The following is a 20,334-nucleotide window of genomic DNA, read 5'->3' as shown; positions in this document are numbered from 1 at the left end:
GTTGTCGCTTCCATGTACCGCACCACCCTGAACCTGCTTGCCGGCGCGATCGCGCTGGGCCTCACCGCCGGCGCTGCCGGCGCCGCTGAAACCGCCGATTCCGGCAAGGACAGCACCACCCTCGGCACTGTGCTGGTGACCGGCTCCAACATCAAGCGCAGCGATACCGCCGGGCCCAACCCGGTGCAGATCGTCAGCCGCGAACAGATCGAACAGACCGGTCGTTCCACCCTTACCGACGTGCTGCGCAACCTGTCGGCCAATGCCGGCAACAGCTTCGACGAGCAGTACACCGGCAGCTTCGCCGCCGGCTCGGCCTCGATCGGCCTGCGCGGCCTGTCGCCGAAGAACACGCTGGTGCTGGTCAACGGCTACCGCGTCTCCAACTTCGGCTTCGCGCTCAACACCCAGGACACCTTCGTTGACCTCAATGCGCTGCCGATCAGTGCGGTCGAGCGCATCGAAGTGCTGAAGGATGGCGCCTCGGCGGTGTACGGCTCCGACGCCATCGCTGGCGTCATCAACATCATCCTGCGCAGGAACTTCCAGGGCGTGGAAGTCGGCGGCGGCTTCGGCACCGCCACCCAGGGCGGCCTGAACGAACGCAAGGCCAGCCTGCTGGCCGGCTTCGGTGATCTGGAACAGCAGGGCTGGAACGTGCTGTTCGGGTTGGACCTGCTCAAGCGCGACCGCCTCGATGGCGATGACCGTGCCTATACCCGCAGCGGCGATTTCCGCGACAAGCCCGGTGGTCGCCTGGCCGGGTGGTCCACTGCCGGTGGCAACTGGCTGAGCAACCCGCGTGCGCCGCAACCGTTCGCCAACTGCCCCGACGGCAGCCAGCTGCGCCCGTACAGCGACTTCGGCAGCACCCTGCCCGGCCAGGCCTGCGCCTTCAATGCGCAGCCGTTCAAGACCCTGCAGCCCGGCGCCGAGCGCCTGCAGGCGTCGCTGAGTGCGACCTACCGATTCAATGACAGCGTCGAGGCCTTCGCCGATGTGCTGTACAGCCACAACAAGGCCGACCAGATCTTCAGCGCGCCACTGACCGTCGGGCCGGGCCTGCGTGCCTACAACCCGGCCACCGGCACCCTGATCGACGTGCCGGCGGTGCTGCCGGTCGGCCACCCGAACAACCCGGGCAGCACGCCGCTGCCGTTCGAGTACACCTTCTTCGATCTCGGCCCGCGCCTGAAGGACAACACCCAGGTGTTCTACCGTGCCCTGGCCGGCGTGCGTGGCAGTGGCGAGCGCTGGGACTGGGAAGTGGCGGCGCTGACCTCGCAGAGTGCACAGCGCGAGTACGTCGACAACTTCGTCAACCGCTACGCCTTCGAACAGATCCTGCGCGATGGCAGCTACAACTTCCTCAATCCGTCCAGCACGCCGGAGGCGCTGGATGCACTGCGCCTGCAGACCAAACGCCCCGGCTGGTACAAGCTGCACTCGCTGAACGTGAAGGCGTCGACCACGCTGTGGGAGCTGCCGGCCGGAGCGGTCGGCTTCGCCTGGGGCGCCGAGTTCCGCAAGGAATCACTGGACGCGCGTACCAGCGCGCAGGTGCTGTCGGGCACCGAGCTGCGCCCGGCCATCAACGTGGTCAACGGCGAACGCCAGGTCAGTGCCGCCTACGCCGAACTGAGCGTGCCGCTGCACCGCACGCTGGAACTGCAGCTGGCCGGTCGCGGCGACCGCTACGATGACTTCGGCAAGGCGTTCTCGCCGAAGGTGGCATTGCGCTGGCAGCCGCTGGACAGCCTGCTGCTGCGCGGCTCGTTCTCGCGAGGCTTCCGTGCGCCGTCGCTGCCGGAGATCGCGCCGGGCCAGACCGTCAGCTACGGCTCGGTGATCGACCCGTTCGACCCACTGCAACCGGGTGGCAGCCGCGGCGTGACCAACATCCGCACCGGCAACCCGGACCTGAAGGCCGAGCGCTCGCGTAACTTCAACGTGGGTGCGGTGTGGTCGCCGGATGGCGATACCAGCATCGGCCTGGACTGGTACCGCATCGAACAGGACAACCTGGTCAAGCCGGACAGTGCGCAGTTCATCGTCGACAACCCGACCCTGTTCCCGGGCCGCGTACAACGCGAGAACGGACGCATCCAGTTCATCACCAACCAGTACGCCAACCAAGGCGAACTGACCACCTCGGGGCTGGACCTGGACGCCAGCCGCACCTTCCGCACCGACGGTTGGGGCAACTTCACCGTCGCCGGCAGCTGGACCCACCTGCTCAGCTTCAAGCAGCCGCTGGTGGCCGGCCAGGCGCCCTATGACGGGGCCGGCAACAACCGCCACGGCGCACTGCCGCGTACCCGCGGTACCACGTCGTTGAACTGGGCGGTGGGCGACTGGAGCAGCACGCTGAGCCTGCAGTACGTGAGTGGCTACGACCAGCGTGTGGCGACGGCCACCAGCAATCCGGGGCTGCGTGACCGCATCAAGCCGTATCACCAGCTGGATCTTTACGTGGCCTACGAAGGTATTCCCAACACCACGCTGTCGCTGTCGGTGCTGAACCTGACCGACAAGGACCCGCCGTTCGACCCGGCCGGTGGCTCCAATGGCTTCGACATCAGCCAGTACAACCTGCGCGGGCAGTTCGTCTCGCTGGGGGCGCGCTACCGGTTCTGATGCGATATCGGGGCGGCGGTGATGCGCCGCCCCAATTGTGCTGCCGGCCAGCGGCCGGCACTACCACTGACCGCCGGGGCCAGCCCGGCGGTCGTGCATCAGCGGCTCAGGTGCAGGAACTGCAGGTGCCGTTCGTACTGGCTGATGATGTCGTTGATGATCTGCTTGCGGCTGTAGCCGACCAGGTCGTAGTCCTGGCTGCCTTCGAACAGGTGCACTTCAGCGCGGTAGTAGCGCTGGTTGCGCAGCTGCTGCGCGGCGAACGACGGCGTCAGGTAGCCACTCAGGATCACCCGGTACAGGAAGTCCTGCTGCTCGCCGTGATTCACCGTCAATTCCATGTCGCCGGCCTCGAACCGCGTGGCCACATCCCAGCCCTGCCCGCGCAGCTGCTCGGCCACCGCCTCCATCGCTGGCTTCACGGTGTCGTCCATGAAGCGGTAGACCTGGTCGCGCACCGGGAAGTGCATGGCCTGGCTCAGGCGCTGGCGCCAGCCCTGGTGGTGGCGGTCGTCACCGATCAGCGGCGAGGGACGGTACTGCAGCGCGCGCTTGCGGTGCGATTCGTCACTGAAGGCGCGGGTCAGGCCCCACATCATCAGCAACAACACCGCCGAGAACGGCAGCGACGCCAGCACCACCGCCGATTTCAGCGCATCGATGCTGCCGGCCAGCAGCAACCCGGCGGTCAGCACCGCGATCACCGTGCCCCAGAACACGCGCAGCCAACGCGGACCATCATCCTCCGGCGCCCCGCCATGCGAGGACAACGTGGACAGCACCACCGCGCCGGAGTCAGCCGATGTCACGAAGAAAATGAAACTGACGAACACCGTCACCGCGATCACCGCCTTGCTCCACGGATACCCATCCAGCAGGGCATACAGCACGGTGGGTGGATCATCCACCGCCAGTTGCGCCAGTTGCTGCTGGCCATGGTGCAGCACCTGGTCCAGTGCACTGTTGCCGAAGATCGACAGCCACGCCAGGGTGAAGCCGAGCGGGATCAGCAGCACGCCGAACACGAATTCGCGGATGGTGCGGCCACGCGATATGCGGGCGATGAACAGGCCGACGAACGGCGCCCAGCCGATCCACCAGGCCCAGTAGAACACCGTCCAGCCGCCCAGCCATTCCGGTCGGCCGCCATAGGCGTACACATCGAAACTCTTGCCGACCACGCTGCCGAGGTAGTCGCCCAGGTTCTGCATCAGCGTGCTGAGCAGGTACTGGGTGGGGCCGGCGCACAGCATGAACAGCACCAGCGCGATCGCCAGCAGCATGTTGATGTTGGCCATCCAGCGCACGCCCTTCTCCACGCCTGAAACGGCCACGGCCACCGCCGCGCCCATCATGCTGACCACCAGGATGATCTGCACCAGGTTGGAGTGCGGGATGTTGAACAGGTGCGACAGGCCAGCGTTGAGGTGCAGCACGCCGAAGCCCATGTCGGCGCCGATGCCGAACACGGTGGCGACAATGCCCAACGCGTCCACGGTATAGCCGATTGGGCCATTGATGCGCTTGCCGATCAGCGGGTACAGCGCCGAACGCAGGGCCAGCGGCAGGTTGTGGCGGTAGGCGAAGTAGGCCATCGCCATCGCCGCGAGTGCGAACACGCCCCAGCCATGCAGGCCCCAGTGCAGGAACAGCAGCTGCATGGCCTGGCGCGCACCAGCCTCACCGGCCGCCGGATCGCCCTGCGGCGGCTGCAGGTAGTGGGTCAGCGGTTCGGAGACGCAGAAGAAGAACAGGGTGATGCTGATGCCGGCGGCGAACAGCATGCCGGCCCAGGAGAGATAGCTGAACTCCGGCTCGTCATGGTCGGCACCGAGCTTGATGCCACCGTACTTGGACAGCGCCACGCCGACCACGAACACCAGGTAGAGGGTCATCGCCAGCAGGTAGTACCAGCCGACATTGAGTGCGGCCCAGTCCTGCGCCTTGACCAGAAGGCGGCCCGCACCGAGCGGGAACAGACTGACAAACAGCGCGAACGCCACGACAACGATCGCCGCGAAGGCGAACACAGGTCGGAGGGTGCGCACCGGGGATTGTTGCGGCTCCAGTACTTCCATGGGGCGGCGTTCTCCGGTAGATCAAAGGGTTAGCCGACCGATTCTGGCTGAACCGCAGTGGACAGAGCATGAAGTTGCGGCCTGCGGTCACAGGCCCGGCCCACCATTCCGTGTTATCACGCGCGCGCCGAAGCGTGCCTGCGAGCGCAGCCGCGCGCGGACCGCGTGCATCGCGGCCACGCGCGTACTGTCCAATCACGACATCACATGCACCGCGCACAGCTTGTTGCCATCCGGATCGCGAAGGTAGGCCAGAAACAGCTGCCGCCCGGCCATGTTGCGGATGCCGGCCGGGTCTTCGATGGCGGTGCCACCGTGGCTTACGCCTGCGTCCTGCCAGCCACGCACGGCCTCGGCACTGTCCAGGGTGAAGCCGATGGTGCCGCCATTGGCATGGCAGGCCGGCTCACCATCGATCGGTGCGGTGACGATGAACATGCGGCCGTCCTTGAAATACACCAGGCGCCCCTTGTCATCGAAGACACCGGGACGGGCGCCCAATGCGGTGAACAGGGCATCGTAGAAGCGATGCGCGACGTCCATGTCGTTGGTTCCAACGGTGATGTGGCTGAACATGCGGGCACTCCCTGCGGAAAGACCGCAGTGTCGGCGAGCCCGGCGGTCATCGCAAACGCCCTGGCCGTTGTCCCCCCCCCCCCCCTGCGCAGGGTTTGTCGTACACCTCCCGATCACACTATAATGGGAATCATTCTCATTAATGATCGATGCCGATGGCCGTGCCCGCCGCCTCCAGCACCGCGCTGGCGGGGTTCTACCGCGAACACCATGGCTGGCTGCTGGGCTGGCTGCGCCGCCGCACCCACAACGCCGACTGCGCCGCCGACCTGACCCAGGACACCTTCGTGCGCCTGCTCAGCCGTCGTGTCGATCCGTCCGAACTGCGCCTGCCGCGTGCTTACCTCAGCACTATCGCGCACGCCCTGCTGGTCAACCACTGGCAGCGCGCGGATCTGGAGCGCGCCTACCTGACGGCCTTGGCCGCCCAACCGGAGCCGGTGCATCCATCGGCGGAAGAACGCACGCAGGCACTGCAACTGCTGCACGCCATCGCCGACATGCTGGCCGGCCTGGCCGAACGCCCGCGGCGTGCGTTCCTGCTGGCACGACTGTCTGGCCTGGGCTATGCGGAGATCGGCCAACAACTGGGCGTGTCCGAGCGCATGGTCAAGAAGTACATGGCGCAGGCGATGCTGCATTGCCTGCGCCTGTCCGGCGACGCGGCGGCATGAGTGCGGCATTGGCTGGCCCGGCCCTGGAACAGGCGGCAGAGTGGTTCGCGCTGCGCGAGCAGGGCTGGACTGATGACGAGCAGTACCGCTGGCGCGCATGGCTGCAGGCTGATGTCGGCCACGCCGATGCGTGGCGTCGGGTCGAGTCGGTCTGGCAGTCCTTTGCGCCCCTGTCGGCGCCGGCCGCCGCCACCGCGCTGGATGCCGCAGGCCGTCGTCGCCGGCAGGCTCTGCGCAGCCTCGGTGGTGCACTTGGCATCGGCGCGGTTTCACTGCTGGGCCTGCATGGCCTGCAGGCGCAACGCGGCCTGCAGACGCAGCGAACCGTTGCCGGGCGCACCGGGCACTGGAGGCTGATTGATGGCAGCCAGTTGTGGCTCAACGCGGACAGCGAAGTCACCATCGACATCGGCAGCGGCCGCCGCGCCCTGCATCTGCTGCGTGGCGAGCTGCTGCTGCAGACCGGCCATCACCCTGCGTTCGCCGGCCAGCCGTTGACCGTGCATGTGCCGGGCGCACGCCTGCAGCCGATCGGCACCCGCTTCGCGGTCGGTCGTGAGGCGCAGGGCAGCCGCCTGGATGTGTTCGAGGGCGTGGTGCGCTGCCTGCCGATGTTCGGTGTGGCGCTGGATGTGGCTGCCGGAGGCGCGGTGCGGATCGGCCCGATGGGCGGACTCTCCCCGGTGGTTGCGGATCCATTGCGCGGTGACTGGCAGGACGGACGCCTGCAGGTACAGGACACGCCTTTGATCCGCGTCATCGATGAGCTGGCCCGCCACCATCAGGGCTATCTCGGTTGTGATCCGGCGCTCGCCGCATTGAAAGTCACGGCGGTACTGCCACGCCTGGACAGCACCCAGGCGCTGCATCTGCTGGCCCGCGCCCTGCCGATCCGTGTCGAGCAGCGCTGGCCGTGGTGGACCGTCGTGCGTTCGCTTTGAAATCGCGGTTCCCTTTCTGTGCGCTCACCGGGCACTACAAGGGAACCCATTGCGGATGTTGCCGCCCCCATGAAACTGCCCTGCCCCTCCCCTCGTCCCCTGGCCATCGCGCTGTGCCTGGCCATGGCCTCCCCGTGCCTGCTGCCGGCCGCCGCCCATGCACAGGACACTGCGGCCGCCATTCGCTGGCAGATCCCGGCTGGCCCGCTCGACCAGGCCCTGACCGCGTTCGGCCAGCAGTCGGGCCTGTCCATCGCTGCCGACGCGCGCCTGACCCGCGGCCGCCACAGCAGCGGCGTGCAAGCCACGCTCGGTACTGACGCCGCATTGGCGCAGCTGCTGGCCGGCACCGGCCTGGCCTTCCAGCGTGATGCCAGCGGTGTGGTGCTGCAGGCGGCACCCACCGCTGAAGCCGGGGTACGCCAGATCGGCACCCTGCGCGTGGCTGGCCAGGCCAGCGAAGGCGCTTCACCGTGGGGCCTCGCCGATGCCGATGCGGTCTACCGTGACAGCGGCTCGCGCGTGCACCTGGACCATCAGCAACTGGAACGCTTCCGCGGCCAGTCGATCGGCGACGTGCTGGCCGGTGCGGTGGGCGTACACACCGCTGACGTTCGCAACGGCGGTGCGCTGGACGTCAACATCCGCGGCCTGCAGGGCCAGAACCGGGTGCCGGTGATCATCGACGGCGGCCAGCAGGCCATCGACGTGTACCGCGGCTATGCCGGCGTGCAGCAGCGCAGTTATCTCGATCCCGATCTGATCAGTGCGGTCAGCATTGAAAAGGGACCGAGCCTGGCCGCCAACGCCGCCAGCGCGATCGGCGGCGTGGTCTACATGGAAACGTTGAACGTCGATGACATCCTCGATGATGGCCAGACCTGGGGCCTGCGCATGCGCGGCGGCGTGGCCGACAACAGCATCGACCGCACCCGCACCTTCAAGCAGATCGCGCGCGGCAGCGACAACCGCAACAGCCTGCGCGACCCGCGCGACTGGAATGGCAGCGTGGCCTTCGCCCAGCGTGGCGAAGACTGGCAGCTGGTCGCGGCCTATGCGCGGCGCCGCCAGGGCAACTTCTTCGCCGGCAGCAACGGCGCGCATCGCTACGACAACCAGCACCTGTCCAGCGGCGGTACCGGCATGTCCAGCCAGGCGGTGTCCAAGCTCTTCCATCCGGGCGATGAAGTGCTCAACACGCATACCGACAACGAATCGGCATTGCTGAAATTCACCTGGACGCCCAACCCGGACCAGCGGTTGGAGCTGAGCCACCGCTACTTCAACTCCAGCTTCGGCGAGATCATGCCGTCGGCGATCGGACGCGTGGGCGAGTCCAACGAATGGGTGACCTACGTGGACAAGGCCAACACCATGTTCCAGTTCGAGCCGGGAAAAATGCGGGTCAACGCCACCTCGCTGCGCCACCGCTACCGGCCCGAGGCACATCCGTGGCTGGACCTGAGCAGCACGCTGTGGTTCACCACCGCCACCAGCCGCATGTTCAACAGCAACATCGCCAACACGCCGCTGTTCAAGGACGTGCCCAACGACCAGATGCCCGACACGCTGGGCGAGACCTATGGCCCGGGACTGCAGTCGGACGTGAAGACCCAGCGCTGGGGCGTGGACAGCAGCAACACCACGCGCTTCAGCAATGCTCTGGGCGACTGGACGCTGCGCTATGGCGCGTCCTTCCAGCACGAGGACACGGCGCCCAACTCACCGGTGCTGCCGGTGGATTTCAACAACAACCGCTACCTGCGCTCGGGCACGCGCCGCGAAGCCAGCGTGGTGGCATCACTGCAGTGGCAGCCGTGGGACTGGCTGTCGCTGACTGCCGGCGGCCGCTTCACCGACTACCGCACCCGCGACCGCAACCGCGTGGCCTTCGTCAGTGAATCGCGCGACCTGCGCTACACCTTCGCGCGCCTGAGCAAGGGCGGCCAGCTGCTTCCGGGCTGGTACAAGGAGTGGTACCCGGATGCCCAGGGCAACTACACCTATGACTCGCTGCGCGCCACGCCCTATGGCGACAGCACGCTGGGCCAGGCCTACGATTTCGACGGCTTCATTCCTGATCCGCGCGGCGCCAACGGTTTCTATACCAAGCAGATTCCCACCGCCTGGGGCTACAAGCCGGCGATCCGCCGTTCCGGCCACGGCTTCGCGCCCTATGCCGAAGCACGCTTCAACCTCGACCAGGACATGTTCTTCTACGTGAAGTACGCGCAAGGCTGGAAGATGCCCAGCCTGTTCGAGTCGACGCTGGGCAACAGCACCTCGGCACCGGTGGCCGACCTGAAGCCGGAGAAGAACCGCTCGTGGGACATCGGCTTCAGCCTGCTCAAGCAGGACCTGTGGCGCGACGGTGACCGCCTGGCGTTCAAGGTGGCGTGGTTCAAGAACGATATCGACAACGCGATCACCCGCCGCTTCGATTCCAGCAACTGGGCCTTCTACGTCGACAACGTCGACAACTACACCGTGTCCGGCTATGAGCTGCAGTCCGGCTATGACGCCGGCATCGCCTACCTGGACCTGTCCGCCAGCTACTACCAGCGCGCGCGCACCTGCGATGCGGCCACTGCCAAGCGCCTGCGCGAAGACCCGTATGCGAAGTGGAGCAAGCTGGACACCACGCCGGACTGCGTGGACGGCGGCTTCGGCACCTCGTTCGTCAACGCACAGAACCCGCCGAAGTACTCGATCCACAGCACGCTGGGCTTCCGCCTGTTCGACAAGCGACTGGATACCGGCATCCGCCGCACCTACAACAGCGGCCCCACCCATGAACTGGACAAGCCCTGGAACACCACCGGCTCGACCGGCCTGCAGAACATCTACCTGCCGACCGCGATCTATGACTTCTACGCACGCTGGCAGTTCACGCCGCGCAGCGAAGTGGAGCTGGTGGTCAGCAACCTGCGCAACACCTACTACATGGACACGCTGGCGATGAGCCTGATGCCGGGCCCAGGGCGCACCACGCGGCTGAACTTCACCGCACGCTTCTGAGTGCTTCAGAAACAGCAACGCCCCGGGGAGATCATCCCCGGGGCGCTTGCTTGCGGCCGCTCACGCTCTGGAAGGCGCCAACCGTGGTTCTGGTAGGCGCCAACCTTGGTTGGCGCAACGATGCATCACTTCGCGGTACTCAGCAGCAGCACTGCAATAGTGACCAGCGCAATGCCGACCCAGCCGATCGGACGCAGGCGGTTGCCGAACAACAGGCGGCCGCAGGTAGCGGTACCGATCACGCCGATCGCACCCCACATCGCATAGGCGGTGGCCAGATCCATGTAACGCACGGCCTGGCCCAGCAGGGCAAAGGCGATCCAGACCATGACGATCGCAGCGACGCCCCAGCGCCAGCGGCGGAAACCTTCCGACTTGGCCACCATCATGTTGGCGGCGACGTCGATCAAGGCCGAACAGATCACGAAAAACAGGGCCAAGGTATTCATCAGTGCGCCTCCCCGAGGGTGACGCAGACGATGCCGACCACTGCCAGCACCAGGCCGGCCAGCTGCTGCAGCGACAGGCTTTCACCGAAGACGGTGAGGCCGACCACAGTGAGCAGGGTCAGGCCGAGGCCCTCCCAGACCGCATAGGCCACGCCAACGGCGATACGGCGCACCGACTGCGCCAGGAAGAAGTAGGACAGCGCCAGCGCGCCGGCCATGATCAGGTAACCGGTCCAGCCACCATCGCGGGCGGCATGGGCCATGAACGAGGTGCCGACCACTTCGGCGACGATCGCCACGGTCAGGCAGGCCCAGGCGACCAGCGCGCCACGGGCGGGAACAGTACGGGACATGTGAAGCTCCTTGCAGGGCGGGGACCACGCCGCCTCATCAATGGATCCACGCCGAGCGTGGAGGGTCCGGAACGCCCCGCAGACGGCGGCGACGGAAGCAAGTATCATCGCCTTTTACGGTGGTATCAAAATGGATTCCATCGACAGGAGCGATGGATCAATGCCCTACTCCCCTGAATCCCTGCAGGCCTTCGTGGAAGCCGCGGCGCTGGGCTCGTTCTCGGCGGCGGCGCGACGCCTGCGCAAGACCCAATCGACGGTCAGCACCGCCATCGCCCACCTGGAAGCCGACCTGGGCGTGAGCCTGTTCGACCGCAGCGGGCGCTACCCGCAGCTGACCGAGGCCGGGCGCCAGGTACTTGGGCACGCGCAGGAAATCCTGGCTGCCGATGCCCGCCTGCAGCAGTTGAGCGTGCGCCTGGCCGCACCGGTCGAGCCGCGCTTGACCGTGGCGTTCTCCGATGTCTACCAGCTGGACCCGGAGCAGCGGATCCTGCAACGCTTCGCCGAGGCATTCCCGGAGATCGAGCTGGAATGGCTGGATGCCGAGGGCGAGGACGTGCTGGAACTGGTGAGCAACGGACGCGCCGCGCTGGGTCTGCTGCCACGGCAGGAGCACTATCCGGACGGACTGGTGGCACGTCCGCTGGCGCACCACAGCGAGCTGTCGGTGTATGTGGCGCGCGAGCATCCGCTGGCCAGCGCTGGCCGTCGCGCCGCCGCACAGCTGGCGCGGCATAGACAGGTGCGCTTGAGCGCGGAAGTCGATCAATCCCGCGTGGTCACCGGCCTGGCCTGGACCGCAACCGATTACCTGATGGTGATGGAGATGGCCGAGGACGGTCTCGGCTGGGCCGAACTACCGCGCGCACTGGTACAGCGCTACGACCGCGGGCGGCTGGTGGAACTGCTGCTGCCCGGCTGGCCACGGCGCATCCACAGCGACCTGCTGTGGCGCCGCGACACGCCGCCAGGCCCAGCCGCACTATGGTGGGCCGACGCACTGGGGTGAAAAGGGGACGGAGGGGATTAAGTCGTTTGTGGCACAAACGACTTAATCCCCTCCGTCCCCTTTTTCGATTGCCGGCCAGCGGCCGGCACTACCGGTCAACGATGGGCGAGCGCGTAATCCAGCGCCGAGCACACTGCGGCCACCTGCGCGTCGTTGCACTGCTGCGGGGTCGCACGCGGGCTGTCCGGGTAGACCTCGGTGGTGGTGGTGTACTTCGCCCCGGTAATGCCGGCGCACAGGCCCAGCTTCACCAGCGGGTACTCGATCACGCCATGCGCCACCACCGGCGAACCAATGATCTCGCCCTTGTCGTCGGCCGGCGCGATGTGGGTGACCTTCTCCACCGCAGCGATCACCGCCTGCTGGAAGGCCGCCTGCGGGGCCTCGCTGTCGTCCACCAGATAGAAGCCATCCGGAATCAGGCCCGGCTCGAACGGCTTGCCATCACGCGCGGCCAGCGCCGGGCGGAACTCGCTCTCGTCGCTGTCGGTGGTTTCGTGCAGGTCGATGTGCAGTACGAACTGGTCCTTGATCGGTGCGACCAGTTCGATCAACGCGGTCGACTCGCGGGCCGGGCCATCGGCGCGGAAGTTGCGGTTCGGGTCGATCGCATCGAAGTTCCAGCGATTGATGCGCTCGAAGCCCCACGGATTCACGCACGGTGCCACCAGCAGGTTGGCCTTGCCGGCGTAATCGGCGGCGTGCTTTTCGAGAAACTCCAGCGCGCCCATCACGCCGCTGGTCTCGTAGCCGTGCACGCCACCGGTGACCAGCGCGGCCGGCAGCGCCGGGTTCCAGTCGCGGCTGCGCAGGGCGAACAGGGTATAGGTCTCGCCGGCGTAATCGAGCTGGCCATAGGCCACCTTGTCGAAGCGCGATGCCAGGGCTTCGATGCGCGGCAGCACTTCCTCGTCGTAGCGACGCAGGCGCTGCTGGCGGCCACGCCACGCCTCCCGTTCCGCCGCTCCCCACGGCTGGCCAGGGGTTCCGACGGGGTAGAAAGCGGCTTGGGACATGGCAGATCTCAGCGAGTCAGGAAGCAATCACCCACTTTACCACCGGCCCATCAGCATGAACCGGAGACGCATTCCATTGGCGAATGGAATCAGCAATAATTCTCATTTACGCCCTTCCACGACCTGCATCGATGCCCATCCACGCCCCGCAAACGGCCCGCCTGCCACTGGCCGCCGCCCTCGCCCTGTGCCTGCTCCCGGCTGTCAGCGCCTTCGCCCAGGACGGCGCCACCACGCTGGACAGCATCCAGGTCTCCGGCAGCTGGCTGGGCACCGGCCTGCACGACAGCGTGAAGAGCTTCGCTGGCGCGCGCACCGTGGTGGACCGTCAGCGCATCGAAGCCAGCGGCGCGGCCAGCATCGGCGATGCCATGCGCCGCATCCCCGGCGTGCAGGTCACCGACAACTCCGGCACCGCCGGCAGTTCGGTCTCGCTGAACATCGGCGTGCGCGGCCTGACCGGGCGCTACTCGCCGCGCTCGACCGTGCTGCTCGATGGCGTGCCGCTGGCAGTGGCGCCGTATGGCCAGCCGCAGCTGTCGTTCGCGCCGACCAGCCTGTCCAACATCGAATCGATCGACGTGGTGCGCGGTGGCGGCGCGGTGCGCTACGGCCCGCAGAACGTGGGCGGCATCATCAACTTCAGCACCCGCGCCATTCCCACCGGTGCCGGCCTGCACGGTGAGGCCGGCGTGCGCTACACCGCCTACGACCATGGCGGCGGAGACAGCACCCAGTACAACGCCTTCCTCGGTGGCACCGGCGACAACGGCCTGGGCGCGGCCCTGCTGTACTCCGGCCAGGATGGCCGCGGCTGGCGCCAGGGCAGCGATGACCGTTTCAACGACCTCGCGCTGAAGTTCGCCTATGCCATCGACGAACAGCAGGAACTGCGCGCCAAGCTGTCCTACTACGATGTGCGTTCGCTGACCCCGGGTGGCCTGACCCGCGCCCAGTACGAGGCCGACCCGTTCCAGAACACCCGCCCCACCGATTTCTGGAAAGGCCACCGCACCGGCATCGACCTGGGCTACACCAATACGTTGTCGGCCAACAGCGAGTTCGAGGTACTGGCCTATTACAACGAAAGCAGCCGTGCCAGCTCGCTGATCAACGCCGCCAACACCCAGCTGACCGTGCAGCCGCGCGACTACCGTGTGCTCGGCATCGAGCCGCGCTATACCCAGCGCCTGCACTGGGGCGCCAGCGTGCACGACATCACCGCCGGCTACCGCTTCCTGCGCGAGCGCGGCAACGACCGCAGCTACACCGTCACCCGCCGTACCGGCGTGGCCAGCGCCACCAACCGCTTCGACAACGCCACCGACGCACATGCCTTCTATATCGACGACCGCATCGCCATCGGCCAGTGGCGCATTACCCCGGGCGTGCGCATGGAGTGGATCGACATGGACCGCCGCCAGGCGGGTGGCACGGCAACCTTCAGCAGCCGCAACGACAAGGCCCTGCCCTCGATCAACGTCGCCTACCTGCTGACTCCACAGCTGACCGTGTTCGGCAACTACACCACCTCGTTCGGGCCGGTGCAGAACATCCAGCTGAATTCGCAGACCGCCAGCAACCCGCTGAACCCGGAAATCGCCAAGACCACCGAACTCGGTGCGCGCTGGCAGGACGGTGCACTGCGCGCGGAAGTGACCGTGTTCAAGATGCGCTTCGACAACCAGATCCTGCAGGTGCCGGGCATCACCCCGCCAACCTTCCAGAACATCGGCGCCACCGACCACAAGGGCGTGGAAAGCGCGCTGGAGTACCGCTTCGCCGAAGACAGCGCACTGGCCGGTCTGGAGCTGTACGCCAACTACACCTGGACCAAGGCGATCCAGCAGTCCGGCGACAACCGTGGCCTGGACGTGCCGTTCTACTCGCGCGACACCGACAGCGTCGGCGCACGCTATGCACTGGCCGGCTGGACCTTCAATGTCTCCAGCACCCACCAGAGCGGCCAGTTCTCCGATGCGGCCAACACCTGGGCCGAGAGCGCCGATGCGCGCGTGGGCCGCGTGCCGGGCGTGCGCCTGTGGAACGCGCAGGTGGCCTGGCAGGTGCCGGGACTGGGTGACAGCGAGATCGCGCTGGGCGTGAACAACCTGGCCGACAAGCGCTGGTACACCCGCAACGTCGATGGCAACGCCGGCCGCATGGTGGCCGCGCCACGCACCTTCTACGTGCAGGGCCGCTACCGCTTCTGACGCAGTAACCGCCCGATGCAGTGACGGCGGCGATCACGGTGGCGGCGTATCATGCCGCCACCATGTCACTGCCTGTTTCGCCATCGCGCCTGCATGCGGCCTTCCAGGGCCTGCGCCTGCGGCTGCGCGGCAGCGACCTGTGGTTCATCGCGCTGGCCCTGCTGGTCGGCCTGCTCGCCGGCTACCTGACCCTGCTGCAGTCCGGCATCGCGCGCTGGCTGCAGGGCACCCTGTACGGGCTGGACGAAGGCATGCGCCTGAGCTCACTGCCCTCGCTGACCTGGACCGCGCTGTTGGTGCTGCCGCTCGGTGGCCTGCTTGTCGGGCTGGTCAGCCTGGCCGCGACCCGGCTCAAGCGGCCCCTGCTGGATGCGGTGGAAGCCAACGCCCTGCATGGCGGCCGCATGTCGATGCGCGACAACCTGATCGTGCTGACCCAGACCCTGCTGTCCAACGGCTGTGGCGCCTCGGTCGGACTGGAAGCGTCGTACACGCAGATGGGCGCGGGCAGCGGCTCGCAGCTGGGCCGGGTGATGCGCCTGCGCCGCAACGATGTGCGCATCCTGGTCGGCGCCGGTGCCGCCGGTGCCATCGCCGCCGCCTTCGGTGCACCCTTGGCCGGTGCGTTCTACGCCTTCGAGATCGTCATCGGCGCCTATACCCCGGCCGCACTCGCCCCGGTCGCGGTCGCCGCGCTGGCCGGCGCGTTCGTGGCCGACCAGGCCGGCATCGAGGCCTACCTGCTGCCGGCGGCCTCGACGATTGATGTCCGCGCCGCCGACTACGCCATCTACGGTCTGCTCGGCTGCTGCTGCGCGATGGTCGGCATCGCGGTGATGCGGTTGATCGCCTCGATCGAAGGCACGGTCAAGCGCAGCCCGTTGCCACTGTGGGGCCGGCCGGTGGTGGGCGGCCTGCTGCTGATTCCGCTGGCACTGGCCAGCCCACAGGTGCTGTCGTCCGGCCATGGCGCGCTGCACCTGGACCTGACCACGCATCTGCCACTGATCTGGATCGGCGGCCTGCTGACCCTGAAGTGCCTGGCCTCGGGCATCTCGCTGGGCTTCGGCTTCCGCGGTGGCCTGTTCTTCGCCTCGTTGTTCATGGGCACCCTGGTCGGTGCCCTGTTCGCCGGCCTGCTGGCGATGGCCACCGGCGTGCCGGTGATCGACGCCACCTCCGCCGCGCTGGCCGGCATGGCCGCACTGGCCGCTGCGGTGGTCGGCGCACCGATGACCATGGCCATGCTGGTGCTGGAAGGCACCCACGACTTCCTGCTGACCAGCGTGGTGATGAGCGCGGTGCTGGTCTCCAGCACGCTCGTGCGGCAGTGGTTCGGCTATTCGTTCTCGACCTGGCGCATGCACCTGCGCGGCGAGACCATCAAGAGCGCCCGCGACGTGGGCTGGGTGCAGAACCTCAACGCCGGCCGGTTGATGCGCGAGGGCGTGGCCACCGCCCCGGCCGACCTCGATGCCGCCGCCTTCCGCCAGCGCTTCCCGCTGGGCTCGGGCAGCCGCGTGATCCTGATCGACAGCGAAGGCCATTACGCCGGGATCGTGCAGATTCCGCGCGTGTACGGCGACGGCGTGAAGCCCGAGACCATGGTCGGCGAACTGGCGGAAAACCGCGATGTGTCACTGCTGCCGAGCGCGGACGTGGTCACCGTGATGCAGCGCTTCGACCACACCCAGGCCGACGAACTGGCCGTGGTCGCCGCCGACGGCCAGGTGCTTGGCGTGGTCTCCGAAGCCTTCGTGCGCAAGCGCTACGCCGAGGAACTGGACAAGCGCCAGCGCGAACTGATGGGCGAGCGGGTCGAGGACACCGACTGACCCCGCAAAAAGGGGACGGAGGGGATTAAGTCGTTTCTGGCCCCTCGAAATCCACGCATGGCGTGGATCTACTGTCACGTCGGCGCTGTAGACTCCGGCCATGCGTTTCATTGAAACCTTCCAGGCCGGTCCCTTCGCCGACACCGTGGTCAGCCTGCTGGCCGCCTTCGTGCTGGGCACGCTGATCGGCGCCGAGCGCCAGTACCGGCAACGCACCGCCGGCCTGCGCACCAACGTGCTGGTCGCCGTCGGCGCCGCTGCCTTCGTCGACCTGGGCATGCGCATCGCCGGCAGCGCCGAAGCGGTGCGGGTGATCTCCTACGTGGTCTCCGGCGTCGGCTTCCTCGGTGCCGGCGTGATCATGAAGGAAGGCATGAACGTGCGCGGCCTCAACACCGCCGCCACCCTGTGGTGCTCGGCGGCGGTCGGCAGCTGTACCGGCGCGGACATGCTGGCCGAAGGCGTGCTGCTGACGGTCTTGATCATCGCTGGCAACACCCTGCTGCGGCCGCTGGTGAATGCGATCAACCGCATCCCGATCAACGAGACGGCCACCGAGGCCACCTACGAGGTGCGCCTGAGTGTGGATGCCGAAGCGGTGCCACGTGTACGCGAACGCCTGGTCGATGCGCTGGAAGCAGCGCAGTATCCGGTCGGTGATGTGCAGGTGGTCGAGCATGCCGACGCGCCCACCGATGTGATCGCGGTGCTGGTCAGTACCGCCGTGAGTGCCGATGAGCTGGACGTGGTGCTGGCGCGGATGGAGCATGTGCCGGGCGTGCTGCACGCCACCTGGGAAGTCAGTACCCGCGATTGATTCATCCACGCATGGCGTGGATCTACCGAGGTTGTGGTGCAGTAGATCCACACCATGCGTGGATGCGCTTCTCTCACCCACCCGCCAGGCGCTGCTGGGCCCTCAACAACTTGCGGAACGAACCGCACTGGCGCGCGTCCTGTGCTTCCGGGCAGGCCGCCGCGCGCTGTAGATGACGGCGCACCCGCTGCAGCTGGGAGATCTGCTGCTGCAGCACATCGGCCTGTGCCAGCAGGGCTTCGCGATCCAGCGTAATGCATCCGTGCTGAGGCGGCAGCGACAACCCGATCTGCTGCAGCGACAACCCGGCCGACTGGCCAAGGCCGATCAACGCCAGGCGCTCCAGCACCTGATCGTCGTACTGCCGGCGCAGGCCGCGACGGCCCAGCGACTGCAACAACCCGAGCTGCTCGTAGTAACGCAGGGTCGAGGCCGGCACGCCACTGCGCTTCACCACCTCGCCGATATCCAGTTCACGCATGGGCTTGACCTCAAGTCGCCTTCAAGCATCAACCTATGGGCAACTTCCCGGCAGGACAAGGTCATGGCCAGTACATCCCCCGTTGATCAGAATGCGCTCTGGAATGGCCCTGGCGGCCAGATCTGGGTCGCCCAGCAGGCCATCCTCGATGGTCTGTTCCAGCCGATGGCCGACCTGCTGGTGGCCGAGCTTCCGCAAACCGTCACGCAACTGCTCGATATCGGCTGTGGCACCGGCGCCAGCCTGCTGGCATCAGCCGCCGCTCGCCCGGCGACACACAGCACCGGCCTGGACATCTCCGCGCCGATGCTGGCACTGGCCCGCCAGCGCGCCGAGGCGGCCGGACTGGACGCGGACTTCATCGTGGCCGATGCGCAGCAGCATCCGCTGCCCTCCGCGCACTTCGACTGGATCCAGTCGCGGCTGGGTGTGATGTTCTTCGAAGATACCGAGGCCGCCTTCGCCAACCTGCATCGTGCTGCAACGCCAGGCGCTGGGCTGCGTTTCATCGCCTGGCGCAGCGCAGAGGAGAACCCATTCATGACGACGGCCGAGCGTGCCATTGGCGATGAACTCGATCTACCCCCACGCGTGCCAGGAGCACCCGGCCAGTTCGCCTTTGCCGATGGCCAGCGCGTGCAGCGTCTGTTGCAGGCCGCCGGCTGGAAGGATGTGGAGTTGGTCGCGGTAGACCTGCCGTGCTCGATTGCCCGCGATGAACTGCCGACCTATGTCGGCCAGCTGGGCCCGTTGGGCTTGGCGCTGCGCAATCTGCCCGAAGACCGCGCCGACGCACTTCGAAACAAGGCGCTGGCCGCGTTCGCGCCCTTCATCGAAGGCGACCGTGTGCGCGTCGATGCCGCCTGTTGGCTGGTCCGCGCCCGCGCCTGATACAAAAAAGGGGACGGAGGGGATTAAGTCGTTCTTGCCCCGGCTGTGCCGGAAACGACTTAATCCCCTCCGTCCCCTTTTTCTACTACAGCGCCTCGCCGGCGTCCGCCAGGCGCGATTCAATCAGCGCATACCACTGCTGCAGCACGTCGATCAGCATGTCCAGCTCGGCGTCGGTGCGCTGTGCGCGCCCGCTGCGCAGGCAGGCCTGGGCTTCCTGCAACTGGGCCAGGAAGCCGGCCACGGTGTCTGCCTGCAGGATCAACCCCGGCAGGCGCCGCCCGGGAATGCGCACCACCGCATGATTGCCGAGCTGGCCGTACACACTCAGTGTGGTTTCCGTCTTCATGGAAAGAGGCAGGAATTGGGCGTTCATCGCGTGCACCATGGAAAACCTGAGCCGCCGGCAGGCGTGGACAACGGGGGAGACGTGGCCACGTCCTGCCGGCGGTCAGGGGGGACTCGGGATACCGGGGCGTGGCCCCGGCGCAGGATTCTCAGCGTGGCTGCGCCACACCCGCGATCTGCACGCGCCGGTTCGGCGCCAGGCAGGCGATCAGCTCGCGACGGTTGCGCTGCTCGCACTGCACGATCGGCTCGGCCGCGCCGCGTCCTTCGGCACTGATGCTGGCTGCAGGCACGCCGCCCTGCACAAGCGCGCTGCGCACGGCCTCGGCACGTCGCTGCGACAGGGCCTGGTTGTAGCTGGCACTGCCGATACGGTCGGTATACCCGGTCACCCGGATTGACTGCACCTGACTGGCCTCGCGCACCTGCGCCAGCACGCCCTGCACGGCCTGCTGGCCTTCGGCACTGAGCACCGCGCTGTCGAAACCGAACAGCGCATCGGCGGACAGGCGCAACGGCTGCTCCGGCAACGGCGCCGGTGCAGGCGGGGCCGGCGGCCGCGGCGGGTCCAGCACCGCCGCACATGATTCAGGCTTCCAGTAGCCACCCTGGGCGATGCCCTTGCTGTCGAATCGCACCTGGAACTGGCAGGTGAAGTACTCCGCGCCCTGCGCAGTGCGGAAGTTGAACAGGTAGTTCCACTCGCGCACGCCCCACATGCCCTCGTTGAAATGCGGCGTGCCCAGCAGCGTGTACAGCTGGCGCTTGCTCATGCCCGGCGCGAAGCGGCGCAGGTCGGCGACGTCGGGATAGATGCCTTCCTTCAACGAGGCCTTCGAGGCCTCCGGGAACTGCACGGCGGTGGTTTCGGCAGGACCTTCGGCGGCCGGCGCATGACTGCGGCAGGCGGCCAGCAGGCCCATTCCCAGGACCAGGCCCAGCACTGCGGCCATCTGGCCGGTGCGGGCGATGCGATGCTGTTTCATGTCATTCCC

At 67.2% G+C, this 20,334-nt stretch carries 17 protein-coding genes; 9 read left to right on the top strand and 8 right to left on the bottom strand.

Annotated elements, in window-relative coordinates; all coding sequences use genetic code 11:
* Nucleotides 1-12 precede the first annotated feature (12 nt).
* A complete protein-coding gene (locus tag V3B64_RS00215; RefSeq protein WP_329913310.1) occupies nucleotides 13-2,637 on the top strand; it encodes a TonB-dependent receptor in 2,625 nt (874 codons plus the stop codon).
* A 98-nt stretch (nucleotides 2,638-2,735) separates the two neighbouring features.
* Here V3B64_RS00215 and betT read toward each other — a convergent pair whose 3' ends face one another.
* Both betT and V3B64_RS00205 read right to left on the bottom strand, forming a co-directional pair.
* Nucleotides 2,736-4,715 carry a choline BCCT transporter BetT gene (gene betT / locus V3B64_RS00210; RefSeq protein ID WP_049400600.1) on the bottom strand — a complete coding sequence of 660 codons (1,980 nt, stop codon included), beginning with the start codon at nucleotides 4,713-4,715 and terminating at the stop codon, nucleotides 2,736-2,738.
* 195 nt (nucleotides 4,716-4,910) lie between these two features.
* Nucleotides 4,911-5,291, bottom strand: a complete 381-nt coding sequence (locus V3B64_RS00205; RefSeq protein WP_032130500.1) for a VOC family protein — start codon at nucleotides 5,289-5,291, stop codon at nucleotides 4,911-4,913.
* 155 nt (nucleotides 5,292-5,446) lie between these two features.
* On the opposite strand from V3B64_RS00205, the gene V3B64_RS00200 reads away from it, so the two are divergent.
* The 3 genes from V3B64_RS00200 (at nucleotide 5,447) to V3B64_RS00190 (ending at nucleotide 9,924) form a co-directional block, all read left to right on the top strand.
* Nucleotides 5,447-5,965: a sigma-70 family RNA polymerase sigma factor gene (locus V3B64_RS00200; RefSeq protein WP_049400598.1), complete on the top strand. Its 519-nt coding sequence runs from the start codon at nucleotides 5,447-5,449 to the stop codon at nucleotides 5,963-5,965.
* Nucleotides 5,962-6,906, top strand: a complete 945-nt coding sequence (locus V3B64_RS00195; RefSeq protein ID WP_329913309.1) for a FecR domain-containing protein — start codon at nucleotides 5,962-5,964, stop codon at nucleotides 6,904-6,906. The genes V3B64_RS00200 and V3B64_RS00195 overlap by 4 nt, the downstream gene beginning before the upstream one ends.
* A 69-nt stretch (nucleotides 6,907-6,975) precedes the next feature.
* Entirely contained in the window at nucleotides 6,976-9,924 is a 2,949-nt protein-coding gene (locus tag V3B64_RS00190; protein WP_329913308.1) for a TonB-dependent receptor, read from the top strand.
* A 125-nt stretch (nucleotides 9,925-10,049) separates the two neighbouring features.
* Here the strand turns inward: V3B64_RS00190 and V3B64_RS00185 are convergent, their stop codons facing one another.
* A complete protein-coding gene (locus V3B64_RS00185; protein WP_032128064.1) occupies nucleotides 10,050-10,373 on the bottom strand; it encodes an SMR family transporter in 324 nt (107 codons plus the stop codon).
* Complete coding sequence (locus V3B64_RS00180; protein WP_010485170.1) at nucleotides 10,373-10,726, bottom strand: SMR family transporter; 354 nt, start codon at nucleotides 10,724-10,726, stop codon at nucleotides 10,373-10,375. The genes V3B64_RS00185 and V3B64_RS00180 overlap by 1 nt, the downstream gene beginning before the upstream one ends.
* A gap of 160 nt (nucleotides 10,727-10,886) precedes the next feature.
* On the opposite strand from V3B64_RS00180, the gene V3B64_RS00175 reads away from it, so the two are divergent.
* Nucleotides 10,887-11,738 (top strand): LysR substrate-binding domain-containing protein, encoded by an 852-nt coding sequence (locus V3B64_RS00175; RefSeq protein ID WP_049400610.1) that lies wholly within the window; start codon nucleotides 10,887-10,889, stop codon nucleotides 11,736-11,738.
* A 95-nt stretch (nucleotides 11,739-11,833) separates the two neighbouring features.
* Here the strand turns inward: V3B64_RS00175 and V3B64_RS00170 are convergent, their stop codons facing one another.
* Nucleotides 11,834-12,754, bottom strand: a complete 921-nt coding sequence (locus V3B64_RS00170) for a M14 family metallocarboxypeptidase (protein ID WP_032128065.1) — start codon at nucleotides 12,752-12,754, stop codon at nucleotides 11,834-11,836.
* 131 nt (nucleotides 12,755-12,885) lie between these two features.
* On the opposite strand from V3B64_RS00170, the gene V3B64_RS00165 reads away from it, so the two are divergent.
* From V3B64_RS00165 to V3B64_RS00155, 3 genes are all read left to right on the top strand, one after another.
* Entirely contained in the window at nucleotides 12,886-14,967 is a 2,082-nt protein-coding gene (locus V3B64_RS00165; protein ID WP_329913307.1) for a TonB-dependent siderophore receptor, read from the top strand.
* Nucleotides 14,968-15,029: 62 nt separating this feature from the next.
* On the top strand, nucleotides 15,030-16,802 hold the full coding sequence (locus V3B64_RS00160) for a chloride channel protein (protein ID WP_329913306.1): 1,773 nt from the start codon (nucleotides 15,030-15,032) through the stop codon (nucleotides 16,800-16,802).
* Nucleotides 16,803-16,902: 100 nt separating this feature from the next.
* Nucleotides 16,903-17,619, top strand: a complete 717-nt coding sequence (locus V3B64_RS00155; RefSeq protein WP_024957423.1) for an MgtC/SapB family protein — start codon at nucleotides 16,903-16,905, stop codon at nucleotides 17,617-17,619.
* Nucleotides 17,620-17,692: 73 nt separating this feature from the next.
* Here V3B64_RS00155 and V3B64_RS00150 read toward each other — a convergent pair whose 3' ends face one another.
* Complete coding sequence (locus V3B64_RS00150; RefSeq protein ID WP_032128067.1) at nucleotides 17,693-18,100, bottom strand: MerR family transcriptional regulator; 408 nt, start codon at nucleotides 18,098-18,100, stop codon at nucleotides 17,693-17,695.
* A gap of 63 nt (nucleotides 18,101-18,163) precedes the next feature.
* Here V3B64_RS00150 and V3B64_RS00145 point away from each other — a divergent pair, with 63 nt between their 5' ends.
* Nucleotides 18,164-18,991, top strand: coding sequence for a class I SAM-dependent methyltransferase (locus V3B64_RS00145; protein WP_329913305.1), 828 nt, complete (start codon nucleotides 18,164-18,166; stop codon nucleotides 18,989-18,991).
* 85 nt (nucleotides 18,992-19,076) lie between these two features.
* Here the strand turns inward: V3B64_RS00145 and V3B64_RS00140 are convergent, their stop codons facing one another.
* Nucleotides 19,077-19,367, bottom strand: a complete 291-nt coding sequence (locus V3B64_RS00140; protein WP_019659952.1) for a hypothetical protein — start codon at nucleotides 19,365-19,367, stop codon at nucleotides 19,077-19,079.
* A gap of 121 nt (nucleotides 19,368-19,488) precedes the next feature.
* Complete coding sequence (locus V3B64_RS00135; protein ID WP_012511335.1) at nucleotides 19,489-20,325, bottom strand: OmpA family protein; 837 nt, start codon at nucleotides 20,323-20,325, stop codon at nucleotides 19,489-19,491.
* Nucleotides 20,326-20,334 lie beyond the last annotated feature (9 nt).

It is taken from the genome of Stenotrophomonas sp. SMYL86, from assembly GCF_036320025.1.
GTDB classification, from domain to species: Bacteria; Pseudomonadota; Gammaproteobacteria; order Xanthomonadales; family Xanthomonadaceae; genus Stenotrophomonas; species Stenotrophomonas maltophilia_A.
Note: the sequence above shows the minus strand (reverse complement) of the source record. Positions and strands in the feature narration are given on the sequence as shown.